The sequence below is a fragment of the Roseibium sp. genome, from assembly GCF_965233565.1.
Taxonomy (GTDB): Bacteria; Pseudomonadota; Alphaproteobacteria; order Rhizobiales; family Stappiaceae; genus Roseibium.
The window spans coordinates 1,549,203-1,562,379 of record NZ_OZ247494.1 but is presented as its reverse complement, the minus strand read 5'-3'; the positions used below and the strand labels follow the sequence as shown (position 1 = coordinate 1,562,379).

8 protein-coding genes are annotated in these 13,177 nt (G+C 58.2%); 4 read left to right on the top strand and 4 right to left on the bottom strand.

What is annotated here, in order from left to right:
• Positions 1-102: 102 nt before the first annotated feature.
• Both carB and ACO6TG_RS07400 read right to left on the bottom strand, forming a co-directional pair.
• Complete coding sequence (gene carB / locus ACO6TG_RS07405) at positions 103-3,465, bottom strand: carbamoyl-phosphate synthase large subunit (protein ID WP_422377583.1); 3,363 nt, start codon at positions 3,463-3,465, stop codon at positions 103-105.
• Between the two features lie 173 nt (positions 3,466-3,638).
• Positions 3,639-3,917: a helix-turn-helix domain-containing protein gene (locus ACO6TG_RS07400; RefSeq protein WP_422377582.1), complete on the bottom strand. Its 279-nt coding sequence runs from the start codon at positions 3,915-3,917 to the stop codon at positions 3,639-3,641.
• Between the two features lie 806 nt (positions 3,918-4,723).
• On the opposite strand from ACO6TG_RS07400, the gene ACO6TG_RS07395 reads away from it, so the two are divergent.
• On the top strand, positions 4,724-5,161 hold the full coding sequence (locus ACO6TG_RS07395) for a MerR family transcriptional regulator (protein WP_422377581.1): 438 nt from the start codon (positions 4,724-4,726) through the stop codon (positions 5,159-5,161).
• Between the two features lie 95 nt (positions 5,162-5,256).
• Here the strand turns inward: ACO6TG_RS07395 and ACO6TG_RS07390 are convergent, their stop codons facing one another.
• Together ACO6TG_RS07390 and carA are read right to left on the bottom strand one after the other, a co-directional pair.
• Entirely contained in the window at positions 5,257-6,093 is an 837-nt protein-coding gene (locus ACO6TG_RS07390; protein WP_422377580.1) for a hypothetical protein, read from the bottom strand.
• 552 nt (positions 6,094-6,645) lie between these two features.
• The gene (gene carA, locus ACO6TG_RS07385) at positions 6,646-7,827 is read right to left on the bottom strand and encodes a glutamine-hydrolyzing carbamoyl-phosphate synthase small subunit (RefSeq protein ID WP_422377579.1); all 1,182 of its coding nucleotides are present in this window, start codon (positions 7,825-7,827) and stop codon (positions 6,646-6,648) included.
• Between the two features lie 246 nt (positions 7,828-8,073).
• Between carA and ACO6TG_RS07380 the strand changes: the two genes are divergently transcribed.
• The 3 genes from ACO6TG_RS07380 (at position 8,074) to rpoD (ending at position 13,131) form a co-directional block, all read left to right on the top strand.
• Positions 8,074-8,574, top strand: coding sequence for a GatB/YqeY domain-containing protein (locus tag ACO6TG_RS07380; RefSeq protein WP_422377578.1), 501 nt, complete (start codon positions 8,074-8,076; stop codon positions 8,572-8,574).
• 171 nt (positions 8,575-8,745) lie between these two features.
• Positions 8,746-10,671, top strand: coding sequence for a DNA primase (dnaG, locus tag ACO6TG_RS07375; RefSeq protein WP_422377577.1), 1,926 nt, complete (start codon positions 8,746-8,748; stop codon positions 10,669-10,671).
• Between the two features lie 465 nt (positions 10,672-11,136).
• Complete coding sequence (gene rpoD, locus ACO6TG_RS07370; RefSeq protein WP_422377576.1) at positions 11,137-13,131, top strand: RNA polymerase sigma factor RpoD; 1,995 nt, start codon at positions 11,137-11,139, stop codon at positions 13,129-13,131.
• Positions 13,132-13,177: the final 46 nt, after the last annotated feature.

Here is a 13,177-nt window from a genome sequence, read left to right as displayed (position 1 = left end):
ATTGGGTCCTTATTTTGCTCTTCTTCAAGGACCGCGCTTTAACAAAAACAAACCAAGCCGGGAAAGGCGCGCTTTCCCGGCCGGTCAATGAGTATATTAGCCTTAGCCGAAGTAGGATTGTAAAGGTCTTACTTCAAGGCTCCCCGCTTTGTGGGCGGTAATGCCTTTGGCCGCTGCAACCGAACCTGCAAGGGTCGTGTAATACGGAACCTTGTTCAGGAGGGCCGCCCGGCGCATCGACCGGCTGTCGGAGATAGCCTGCGCGCCTTCGGTTGTATTGAAGACAAGCTGAACTTCTCCGTTCTTGATAGCATCGACGATATGCGGTCGGCCTTCAAGCACCTTGTTGATCTTCCTGACCGCGATGCCCTTTTCCTCCAGGAATTTCTGGGTACCGCCGGTGGCGATAATGGTGAAGCCGGCTTCTTCCAGGCTCTTCACGGCCTCAAGCACACCTGCCTTGTCCTGGTCCCGCATGGAAACGAAGACCGTGCCTTCGCCCGGGACACCCGTGCCGCAGCCGATCTGCGATTTGGCGAATGCCTTGCCGAAGGCAGTGTCCAGGCCCATGACCTCACCGGTGGAGCGCATTTCCGGACCGAGGATGGTGTCGACACCTGGAAAACGAGCGAAGGGGAACACGGCTTCCTTGACCGCAATATGGTCATATGTGCGATCGCTAAGACCGAAGGAGGCCAGGCTCTCGCCGGCCATGACACGGCTGGCGATCTTGGCAACCGGAGCCCCGATGGTCTTGGCGACGAACGGAACGGTCCGGGAGGCACGCGGGTTCACTTCCAGAACGAAGATCTCGCCGTCCTTGATGGCGTATTGAACGTTCATCAGGCCGCCGACTTCCAGCGCCAGGGCCAGCGCCCTGGTTTGCCGCTTCAGCTCATTCAGCATGTCTTCGCCGAGCGAGAAGGGCGGCAGTGAGCAGGCGCTGTCGCCGGAGTGGATACCGGCTTCCTCGATGTGCTCCATGATGCCGCAGACAAAGACGTCCTTGCCGTCGCAAAGCGCATCGACGTCCACTTCGATGGCGCCGTCCAGGTAGCGGTCGAACAACAGCGGATTGGTGCCCAGCACGGTGTTGATCTGGCCGGTCTTGTCGTTCGGGTATTTGGCGCGCACTTCCGCCGGTACCAGCTCGGGCAGGGTGCCGAGAAGGTAGGAATTGAGGGCTTCCTCGTCGCGGATAATCTGCATCGCACGGCCGCCCAGAACATAGGACGGGCGCACAACAAGCGGCAGTCCGAGCTGGCCGGCAATCAGGCGGCCCTGTTCGACGGAATAGGCAATGCCGTTTTCCGGCTGTTTCAGGTCCAGCTTGATCAGGAGCTTCTGGAACCGGTCACGGTCTTCGGCAAGGTCGATCATGTCCGGCGAGGTGCCGAGGATCGGCACGTCGGCCTTGACCAGCGCCTGGGCCAGTTTCAGCGGGGTCTGGCCACCGAACTGGACGATAACGCCGTGAAGGGTGCCGTTCTCCTGCTCCTTGCGGATGATTTCCAGAACGTCTTCAGCCGTCAGCGGTTCGAAATAGAGCCGGTCGGAGGTGTCGTAGTCGGTGGAGACGGTTTCCGGGTTGCAGTTGACCATGATGGTTTCATAGCCGGCGTCCTCCAGCGCAAAGGCGGCGTGACAGCAGCAATAGTCGAACTCGATGCCCTGACCGATCCGGTTCGGACCACCGCCGAGAATCACCACCTTCTTCCTGTCGGACGGATCTGCCTCGCAAGCCGGTGCGCCCATGAAGGGGGCTTCATAGGTTGAATACATATAGGCAGTGGGCGAAGCGAATTCGGCGGCGCAGGTGTCGATGCGCTTGTAGACCGGATGCACATCCAGATCCTGACGCAGCTTCTTGACGTCGCTTTCGTCGAGGCCGGCGAGGCTGGCCAGCCGCGCATCGGAAAAGCCCATCGATTTCAGCTTGCGCAGATTGTCCGCATCCTGCGGCAGGCCGATGTTGCGCACCTTGGCTTCCATCGCCAGAATGTCGGCCATCTGCTCCAGGAACCAGGTGTTGATGCCGCTGGCCTGGTAGACGTCTTCCACGCTCATGCCCAGCCGCATGGCCTGGGCGACGCTCAGAAGACGTGTCGGGGTTGCCGTTGAAACAGCCGCACGCATGGCGTTGCGGTCGTCGCCCTGATCCAGTCCCGGAATATCTATCTCATCGAGACCGTTCAGGCCGGTTTCAAGGCCGCGCAGGGCCTTTTGCAGGCTTTCATTGAAAGTCCGGCCGATTGCCATGACTTCGCCGACCGACTTCATCGCCGTGGTCAGATAGGGCTCTGAGCCCGGGAATTTTTCGAAGGCAAAGCGCGGGATCTTGGTGACCACATAATCGATGGTCGGTTCGAAGGAGGCCGGTGTCGCGCCGCCGGTGATATCGTTTTCCAGCTCGTCCAGCGTATAGCCGACAGCCAGCTTTGCGGCGATCTTGGCGATCGGGAAGCCGGTGGCCTTGGACGCAAGCGCGGAGGAGCGCGACACGCGCGGGTTCATCTCGATGACGACCAGGCGGCCATTGTCCGGATTGACGGCGAACTGCACGTTGGAACCGCCGGTTTCCACGCCGATCTCGCGCAGCACCGCAATCGAGGCGTCGCGCATGATCTGGTATTCCTTGTCGGTCAGGGTCAGTGCCGGTGCGACGGTGATCGAATCACCGGTATGCACGCCCATGGGATCGACGTTTTCGATGGAGCAGATAATGATGCAGTTGTCCGCCTTGTCGCGGACCACTTCCATCTCATACTCCTTCCAGCCGAGAAGGCTCTCGTCGATCAGGACCTGTCCGACCGGGGAGGCATCGATGCCGGAACGCACGATGGTCTCGTATTCTTCCCGGTTATAGGCAACGCCACCGCCGGTGCCGCCAAGCGTGAAGGCCGGGCGAATGATGGCCGGCAGGCCAATCTCGTCGAGGGCCCGCATGGCTTCCAGGTAGCCTGCGTTGCGGTCATAGCCGCTGATCTTGCCGTTGTCGTCCCTGATAGCCGGCGAGGAGGCGATCGCGGCGCGCGGGTTTTCCAACCCGATTTTGTCCATGGCGGCCCGGAACTTCTCCCGGTCTTCAGCCTTCTCGATGACGTCGGCGCGGGCACCGATCATCTCGACGCCGTATTGTTCCAGGACACCCATTTCCTCAAGATCAAGCGCGCAGTTGAGCGCAGTCTGGCCGCCCATGGTCGGCAGCAGCGCGTCGGGGCGCTCCTTCTCGATGATCTTGGCGACGAGTTCCGGCGTGATTGGCTCTATGTAGGTGGCATCGGCCAGGTCCGGATCAGTCATGATCGTCGCCGGGTTCGAGTTCACCAGGATGATACGGTAACCTTCTTCGCGCAGCGCCTTGCAGGCCTGGGTGCCGGAATAATCGAATTCGCAGGCCTGGCCGATAACAATCGGGCCGGCACCAATGATCAGGATTGAAGAGATATCTGTGCGTTTGGGCATCTCGGCTCGCAGCTCGCAGCGGCCAGTCCGGATAACGAGCGTGCGCTATTCGGTCTGACTCGGACTTGAGGTGAATGACAATGTTGGCTGAGCGCGTCTTATAGGGAAAAGCGGCGCGCTAGGAAACCCCGCCTGGACCGGAAGATGACGTTTTCCGGAGCGGAAATGCGACTTTATTCGGAGTCTTTGATTTCAAGCGGCAGCGGAATGGTCGTCTGACCGTCAAAGTCGCCTATTCCGTTGGACAGGGCATAACAGGCAAGACGGATGGATTTGGGGATCTCGACCGGTCGGCCGTCTCGATTGCCTTTTTCGTAATACTGGATCATGCGCTTCTTCAGACCCAGCCGGTCCGCGGCGTCTTTCTGCTTCAAGCCGAGTGCGCGCCGCCAGTGGCGGAATTGCTGCGGGGTCATGCCGGGCACAGGGTCTTTTGATTTCGAATCGGCCATTTTGTCTTATTCCGGAATGCCTTGGTTTCATGCATCGCTTGTTGCAGCGCACGTCCCATATTCCCTGACAGAAATAACCTTGATGCCGAATTGTCAATCAAGAAGTGCACAATGTGCTCTTTTTGTGCGCTTTTGGATCACGCCGAGGTGCTCAAAATGCAGAAATGAATAAGACAATGCAGAATTACAGCAACGCTTGAGCAACACATCGATCCGGATTTGAAATTTCGGACTGTAGGGAAGTTTTTGGAAAGATTCCAAACTGTTTGGTTTGTAATTATATTCTACATATGCCCTAAGGGTTTTTAGCATCCTGTAATAAATGTCAGGGTTAACACAAAGAGATTTAAGTAGTTTTCCGGTGTGCGCTGCCGTGAGGTTAAGAAAATTTGCCGGGGATAACCCAATTCCAAAAAAGTTTATTTATTAGATTTAGATTATCGATAATTCATATTTATGGCCATTATGGGTAATTATCTTTGGAAATAAACATTCCCTGTTGCGTGTTCTTTTGGTTTGGTGGTGAGATTTTGTTTTTCCTTATCTGAAACTTCTGCGGAAAATCTGCAATATTTCCAATTTTTCCGTAGATTTTAACTATCGATCCGGTGTATTAGACTACTGCTTAGTCTCCTATGAGTTTGCTGTTGGGAGCTTCTCGAGCGGTGAGCATTGCGCTTCAAGCTACAGAGGCTGTTATTGCCGTGCTAGTGGGACCCGATTGACCGGAGGTGGGACCGGAAGGTCGGGAGTGCTGCAAGACCCAGCCAGACTTGGAACAAAAAGACAAGATCGGGCTTAAAAGTATGAACAATGTAGCAACCAAAATGGTCGTGGTCCCGGATATTGCAGGTCCGGGGCAGGAAGTGGTTTTGGAAGATCGCGCCCTTGCGATTTCCGAAATGTCGGAGCGGTTTGATGTGACACTCCGGACACTCCGTTTTTATGAGGAAAAAGGTCTTCTCAATCCCGTGCGCAAAGGCGCTCGCCGTTTTTACGGTGCGCGGGACGTCTCGCGGATGCGGGTCATCCTGCAGGCCAAGAAAATCGGTCTGACCCTTGCCGAGATCCGCCGGGTGATCAAGCTGGTGGAAGGCAATGGCAATCGTAATGACCAGTATAAAGAGCTTCAGGAAATCTGCCGCGCTCAGCAGGATATCCTGATCGAGCAGAAGCAAATGCTTGATGAGCAGGTCGCTGAAGTCGAACAGATCCTGTCGGCTTTTGACGAGCTTGTTGCTTGATACAAAGCGATTGAGTGATAGAAGACCCGGCATGGCGACATGCCGGGTCTTTTTGTTTGTATTTCCCGATTTGTTTCTGCGGTGGATTGCCGGGATTATTGCTGGCCGGCCTGCAAGCTGACCTGAAACAGACTGCCGTCTTCTTTCCCGGTGAGTTTTGCGAAATACGCTCTGCCGTCGGCCGACCGGAACAACCAGACGTCGATCGGGTCCGTTCCCTTGACCTTCAGCCTGTAATGTCTGGCGGGAACCTGCTTCGTGCCGAATACCAGGTACTCTGTTCCAAGATCCTCCACCTTGGCCATGAGGATTACCATGTCCTGCGTGTCAAAAATACGCAGGTTGCCGGGCAGGCGAAAGGCATTGCGCTGCCAATAGTAGGGCAGCCCGACAAGGCTGGTGTCGAAACTGCTGGCGGTCAATCTGTCGTTCCGGGGTGTATTCTTGTCGTCGGACAGGAGCAAGGTGCCGATCTCGATGACGTCACCGACTTCCGGCACGAGAAAGGTCGCAACGCCTGTCGCCAGGTCTTTCAATTCGTCCATGTCCTTCTCGCCCTTGTCCTTCATCTGGGAGCGGAAGGACAGGTATTCCTCACCCGAGAGCTGAAGCTTGCTCCAGAAGACCTTCCTGTTTTCTTTCAGCTCGTTGCTGGCTTCCAGAAGTTGCCCTGAAGCGGAAATGCTTTCTTCCAGCGTGCCGCGGATATCGATCTTGCCCCAGAAGCCGCCGGTCTTGATCCGGAGAAACTGCGTGATCTTGTGTCCTCCCTGGGCAAGGTCTTCTGTCTTCATCGTGACGCCTCCGATCTTTTTCTCGTCGAGAAGCAGGTCGTAGTGTTTGAGTGTTTGGGCCATAGCCTGCGGGCACGTGGAAAGCAGTGCCAGCGCCAGGACCGTCTGAAGGAATTTTTGCGTTATACCGAGTTGCATTGATTGTCCCTTAAATGACTTGTTCGAAATCTGACCGGCACAGCGCCCAAGTCAGCGAAATGCATGCTGTGCCGGCGCCACGACCTCTGTGTTGCGTCTGCCCTCTAAGCCCGGTGGAAGGGCCTCGGGCCGACATTTGAAGATATTGAGCGAACGTTCGTTCGCAATTACGGCTTGCTACACCGATTTGGAAAAGAGGTCAATTCAGGGCGCGTCTGAGAGCAAGCCGCGGGTGGGTGCACGGGCGCGGTTGGGGACAGGGGTGCGTACGAGGGCACAAGACGATATCCAGCCCGAGCGTAAAGCACCGAGGCAGATCGCGCGGACGGGCTGACAGAAGCCGGTAGAGCCGCCGCGACGGAAGACCGGCGGCGCCACCGCGTGCACGCACGGCCCTGTCTCACGGGGTGCGGCAAGATATCTGCAACGGTACGCGGCGCGTCTTTCAGCGCCGCATAGGTGCCGCGCCCGTTTCACCGCACTGCTATGAAAAACGCCAGCTCTGGTGAACCGGCGTTTCATCAAGGTCTATCGATGTGCTCCGGGGAGGGTTCAGCCCTGCCTTGCGTCTTCCATCAGGCCGGTGAACCGCTTGAAGAGATAGTGGCTGTCCCGCGGGCCGGGAGAGGCTTCCGGGTGGTACTGGACGGAAAAGACAGGCTTGTCCTTCATCGCAAGGCCGCAGTTGGAGCCGTCGAACAGGGAAACATGTGTCTGCTCGACATTGTCCGGAAGACTGTCGGCATCGACGGCAAAGCCATGGTTCATCGACGTGATTTCCACCTTGCCGGTGGTGTGGTCGAAAACCGGGTGGTTGGCCCCATGGTGGCCCTGATGCATCTTCACGGTCTTGCCACCGAGCGCGAGTGCCAGCATCTGGTGGCCAAGGCAGATGCCGAAGGTCGGAACGCCCTTGTCCACGACCCCGCGAATGGCCGCGACCGAGTATTCACCGGTCGCAGCCGGGTCACCCGGACCGTTGGACAGGAACACGCCGTCCGGTTGATGGGCCAGAATGTCGTCTGCCGTTGCTGTTGCTGGAAGTACCGTCACATCACAACCGGCATCTGCGAGCAGGCGCAGGATGTTCCGTTTGATGCCATAATCGACGGCAACAACCTTGAACGTGCTGCTTGCAGCCTCACCAAAGCCTTCGTCCCACTTCCAGGTGGTTTGCGACCACGGGTGAGACTGGGTGGTTGAGGCGTCCTTGGCCAGATCCATGCCGACGAGGCCAGGCCAGTTTGCAGCGGCTGTTTTCAGGCTGTCCAGATCGAAATCACCGTCTGGTGCATGGGCAATAACGCCGTTGGGCACGCCCTTTTCGCGGATAAGAGCGGTCAGGGCGCGTGTATCGATGCCGCTGATGCCGATCAGGTTGCGGCTCTTGAGCCAGGCATCGAGGTGTTTGGCTGCGCGGTAATTGGCCGGATCGGTGATGCCGGCTGCCAGCACGACGCCGCGAATGCCGCTCTCGGCCGCCATGTTGACGGTCTCAATGTCTTCGTCATTGGCGCCGACATTGCCGATATGGGGAAAAGTGAAGGTGATGATCTGACCGGAATAGGACGGGTCAGTCAGGATCTCCTGGTAGCCGGTCATGGCGGTGTTAAAACAAATCTCACCAACGGCTTGGCCCGTGGCGCCGAGGCCCTGACCCTCGATCACGCTGCCGTCGGAAAGCACAAGCAGGGCGGTCGCCGGGGTCTTGGACCATGCGTCTGCAGTCGTCATGTCTTGTATCCAGATCTTGTTGGTGACATCATGCGCTGCAGGAAGGGCGTCTGGAGCAGGCCTAAATGGCTGCACACGGCCGTCTGCATTAAGCGCGGGACTCTATGGGAAGCGGCTTGGATCGTCAATATTGATCCTCTGAAAAAAGATCTTTAAAATTCAATGACTTGGCTGAGAGTTGCAGTAGGCGCCGATACGCGCCGTGTCTCAGCGCGGCAGGGGTGGGGTTAAACCATGCGCCAGGAAATGCGCGACAGAATCAATGCTGCCCTGAAGGTGGCGCAAGATGATGGCGACAAACGCCGATGCGCGACCCTGCGGTTGATGCAGACAGCGGTCAAGGATCGGGAGGCGGCTGCCCGCGAGACGGGCAAAGATGGCGTCAACGAAGCTGAAGTGATTGAGATTCTTCAGAAAATGATCAGCCAGCGGGAAATCTCGGCTGTGGAATTTGAAAGCGGCGGTCAGCTGGATCTTGCCGAACAGGAACGGACCGAGCAGGACATTATCCGGGAATTTCTGCCTCAGCAGCTAAGCGAAGACGAGATGCGCACAATCTGCCAGGAGATGGTCAAGGATATCGATGCCCACGGCCTCAGAGATATCGGCCGTTGCATGAGCGAGTTGAAAACCCGTTATCCCGGAAAAATGGACTTCATGCAGGCTTCCAGCGTCGTCAAGGACATGTTGCGGGCCGACAACAGCGGCAAAACGGAAAATGGTTCGGACGGCAAGGGAAACGCTTGAGCCGGACGCTGAACCTTAAGGGTTCTGCACAGTTCATCCAGAGTTCTGAACCGACTGCGTTGCGGCTCTGGAAACGTCTTCAAAGTCATTCTATTTTGTAAACAGGTTTGGTGGGACAAGATGTGTCCACCAAAGCCCCGCCTTCTCTGATGATCGGAATGTTGTCTTTTCATGCGTTTTGAGCCGCGTCTTCTCGATGAAATCCGCGCCAGGCTGACCCTGTCGGATCTAGTGGGCCGGCGCGTGACCTGGGACCGGCGCAAGACACAGCCAGGCAAAGGCGACTATTGGGCCTGCTGCCCGTTTCATCAGGAAAAGAGCCCGAGTTTTCACGTCGATGACCGGCGCAACCGCTACAAGTGTTTTGGCTGCGGAGCGTCTGGCGATCACTTTACGTTCGTTTGTGAGACCGAAGGACTGAATTTTCCCGAAGCGGTGGAACGGTTGGCCGAACAGGCCGGTGTGGCGCTTCCGGCACCGGATCCGCAAGCTGCACGCCGGGAAAAAAAGCGGGCAGGCCTCGCCGATATCTGCGAGATGGCTGCCCAATTCTTCCAGCATGAATATGCCGGTCCGCGCGGGGAAACGGCACGGGCCTACTGCGCCAAACGCGGTCTTGCAGCAGAGACCTTGCGCGAATTCCGGTTTGGATTTGCGCCGGACAGCCGGGACGCATTGAAATCCTTCCTGGCGGCGCGGGAAATCCCCGAAGCGGCGATGATCGAGGCGGGGCTCGTGATCCAGCCTGAAAACGGGCGGCCGACCTATGACCGGTTTCGCGGGCGTCTGATGATCCCGATCCAGGATGACCGGGGCCGCGTGGTTGCCTTTGGCGGGCGAACCCTGTCGCCCGACGGGCAGCCGAAATATCTCAACTCGCCGGAAACGCCGCTCTTTCACAAGGGCATCATGCTGTTCAATGCGCACCGGGCGCGGGAGCCGGCCTTCAAGTCGGGCGAGGCAGTGGTGGTTGAAGGCTATCTCGACGCCATCGCGCTGTGGCAGGCAGGTATCCACCACGTTGTCGCTTCGCTCGGGACCGCCTTCACCGAGGACCAGGTGGTCCGGCTCTGGAAATTCGCACCCGAACCGGTGATCTGCTTCGACGGCGACGCGGCTGGCGTCGCGGCGGCGCATCGCGCGATCGACCGCATCTTTCCTGTACTGAAGAGCGGCTATTCCTTCCAGTTCAGCTTTCTGCCGGACGGCATGGACCCGGACGATCTCGTCAAGCAGCGCGGCCTGAGCGGGTTTCACGAGGAGGTCGCCCGCGCGCAGTCCCTGTTCGACGTGGTCTGGGACCGGGAAACGTCTGTTGCGCGCCTCGACACGCCGGAGCGGAAAGCCGCTCTGGAGAAGCGGTTCGACGATCTGATCGGGACCATCCGCGACGAGAGGGTGCGCCGGCGCTATCAGCTCGATCTGAAATTCAAGCTGTCGAACTTTTTTTTCGAACAGTCCCGGCAAAGCCGAAAAAGCGGCAAGGCTGCGGACACCGTCCCTTCACTCGGAATCGCCCGTGAACGCGTCGCCGCCAGCGATGACTTCGGCACGGAGCGCCTGGTGCTGGGGTTGAGCATGCGTTACCCGCATTTGCTCGACCGGAACTTCGAACGTTTCTCAAGGATCCCGTTCGCCAACGAGCTGCATGCCCAGTTGCGTGACGTCCTGTGCCGTATTGTCGACGATCTAGAAGTGGCCCCGATTGCCGATCTGACGGGCGGGTTTGAGGAACCGCTCCGGGATATCATGTCGGAGATGATGGCGGAGACCATCGGTCTGCAGGAACAGAAGGGTGCAGAATTTTCCGCCCTGATCCACCGCTTCCCGCTGCTCAAATCCAATCCGCCGGAAGATTTCATCGAGGCGGCTTTTCTACACTTCCTCGACGTGCTTGAGCTTAATGCGCTGGAAGAGGAACTGGCGTCTGAACTGGCGGTTGCCGATGACGAACTGGACGAGCATTCCTGGTCGCGGATACAGGCGCTGACCCAGGATCTCAGCCGTCGGCGCGAAGAATGCGCGCGGGACGAGGGGGATCTGGCGGAACGCGCCAAGAAGATCAGGACCGCGCCACCAGCCGCGGCCACGGGATAGATGCGTGAGAGATTTCGGTCGTTTGCCGGCCCGCAAAACGCCTCATTTTCCGGTTTCAGGCGGTTGCGGCTTCAAAAAAACGCATTTTCCAATTGACCTGTGACGAATCACACTTGCGAATCGTGCGCGTCGAGCTAAATAGAACCTTTGCAGCCTTCCTGCGCCGCAGCCTTTGAGCCTGCTCGCGGCAATAGTCTAATAAAAGCTGCAACCCGTTTGAACACCTCTTCGGCATTCGTTCTTCGAATGTGGACTTGAAAGACCGTGCGCCGCCTCGATGCTGAAACATGTCAATGTCGAAAAAGCTACGGTTAATTGGGACTTAAGGGACACGGCTTACAAACCTATCCACACTGATTCCTTTGAACGCCGCCGCTGTCAGAAGCTGGCGCGCTGAGGAAGACGTGGGTTGAAGCCAAACTAGGGGCGCGGCGTGGCCCGTCAGGCCACGAACTGGAGCACGACATGGTAGCCAAAGCGACACAAGCAGACGAAACTCAGGAACAGAGCGGGGAAGGCACGGATGGCCCGTTGCTGGACCTGTCGGATGCTGCCGTCAAGAAGATGATCAAAGCCGCCAAGAAGCGCGGCTATGTCACCTATGACGAACTCAACGAGGTTCTGCCGTCGGAACAGGTGTCTTCGGAAAAAATCGAGGACACGATGTCCATGCTGTCCGACATGGGCATCAACGTGATTGATTCCGACGAAGCCGAAGACGGTCCGGAAGAAGTTGACGGTGGCGAGCTGGCAACCACGACCACCACGGCTGTGGCGAAAACCGGCAACACCAAGGAGCCGGCCGATCGCACTGATGACCCGGTGCGCATGTATCTGCGCGAGATGGGGTCCGTCGAGCTTCTGTCCCGCGAAGGCGAAATCGCCATCGCCAAGCGGATCGAGGCCGGTCGCGAAGCGATGATCGCCGGGCTGTGTGAAAGCCCGCTGACCTTCCAGGCGATTATCATCTGGCGCGACGAACTGAACGAAGCCCAGGTTCTCCTGCGCGACATTATCGATCTGGAAGCGACTTACGCCGGCCCGGATGCCAAGGCCGGTCCGGCGGTTGCCAATGACGATGTGGCTCCGAGCGAAGGGGAACAGAAACCGGCATCCGGCGAAACCTCCGAAGAGACGGAGAGCGAAGACGGCGAAGGCGACGGCGAAGAGGATGACGACGAGTTCGAATCCAACGTTTCGCTGTCGGCCATGGAAGCCGAGCTGAAGCCGGGTGTTCTGGAAACCTTCGACAACATCGCCGACAACTACAAGAAGCTGCGCCGCCTGCAGGATCAGCTGGTTGAAAACAAGCTGGCCAACAAGACGCTCTCCCCGAGCCAGGAACGCCGCTACAAGAAGCTGAAAGAAGACATCATTGTCGATGTGAAGAGCCTGTCGCTCAACCAGAACCGTATCGACGCTCTGGTGGCCCAGCTCTATGACATCAACAAGCGTCTGATGGGCTATGAAGGCCGTCTGCTGCGCCTTGCCGACAGCTACAATGTCGACCGCACCGACTTCCTGAAGCAGTATCAGGGCGCCGAGCTGGATCCGAACTGGCTGCGCAAGGTGGCGAATCTCTCCACCCGCGGCTGGAAGAACTTCATCGCCAAGGAAAAGGAAAATGTCCGCGAGCTGCGTCAGGAAATCCAGACGCTGGCAACCGAGACGGGCCTGGAAATCACGGAATTCCGCCGCATCGTGGCCATGGTGCAGAAAGGCGAGCGCGAAGCCCGCATCGCCAAGAAGGAAATGGTCGAGGCCAACCTGCGCCTCGTGATCTCCATCGCCAAGAAATACACCAACCGCGGCCTGCAGTTCCTCGACCTGATCCAGGAAGGCAATATCGGCCTGATGAAAGCGGTCGACAAATTCGAGTACCGCCGCGGCTACAAGTTCTCCACCTATGCGACCTGGTGGATCCGTCAGGCGATCACCCGCTCGATTGCCGACCAGGCCCGCACGATCCGTATTCCGGTGCACATGATCGAGACGATCAACAAGATCGTGCGCACCTCACGCCAGATGCTGCACGAGATCGGCCGCGAGCCGACCCCGGAAGAGCTGGCCGAGAAGCTGCAGATGCCGCTGGAAAAGGTGCGCAAGGTACTGAAGATCGCCAAGGAGCCGATCTCGCTCGAAACGCCGATCGGCGACGAGGAAGATTCGCATCTCGGCGATTTCATCGAGGACAAGAACGCGGTGCTGCCGATCGATGCGGCCATTCAGTCGAACCTGCGCGAGACCACCACCCGCGTGCTGGCGTCGCTGACCCCGCGCGAGGAGCGTGTCCTCCGCATGCGTTTCGGCATCGGCATGAACACCGACCACACGCTGGAAGAAGTCGGCCAGCAGTTCTCGGTGACCCGCGAGCGTATCCGCCAGATCGAGGCGAAAGCGCTTCGCAAGCTGAAACACCCGAGCCGCTCGCGCAAGCTGCGCTCGTTCCTGGACAGCTAGGAGCTGGCCGGGACCTGACAGCAAACAATTTGAAAAACCCGGCGGC

Excerpts from the sequence above, each read along its gene's own strand:
- carB (WP_422377583.1), bottom strand. The coding sequence starts at position 3,465 with ATGCCCAAACGCACAGATATCTCTTCAATCCTGATCATTGGTGCCGGC.
- ACO6TG_RS07400 (WP_422377582.1), bottom strand. The coding sequence starts at position 3,917 with ATGGCCGATTCGAAATCAAAAGACCCTGTGCCCGGCATGACCCCGCAG.
- ACO6TG_RS07395 (WP_422377581.1), top strand. The coding sequence starts at position 4,724 with ATGAACAATGTAGCAACCAAAATGGTCGTGGTCCCGGATATTGCAGGT.
- ACO6TG_RS07390 (WP_422377580.1), bottom strand. The coding sequence starts at position 6,093 with ATGCAACTCGGTATAACGCAAAAATTCCTTCAGACGGTCCTGGCGCTG.
- carA (WP_422377579.1), bottom strand. The coding sequence starts at position 7,827 with ATGACGACTGCAGACGCATGGTCCAAGACCCCGGCGACCGCCCTGCTT.
- ACO6TG_RS07380 (WP_422377578.1), top strand. The coding sequence starts at position 8,074 with ATGCGCGACAGAATCAATGCTGCCCTGAAGGTGGCGCAAGATGATGGC.
- dnaG (WP_422377577.1), top strand. The coding sequence starts at position 8,746 with ATGCGTTTTGAGCCGCGTCTTCTCGATGAAATCCGCGCCAGGCTGACC.
- rpoD (WP_422377576.1), top strand. The coding sequence starts at position 11,137 with ATGGTAGCCAAAGCGACACAAGCAGACGAAACTCAGGAACAGAGCGGG.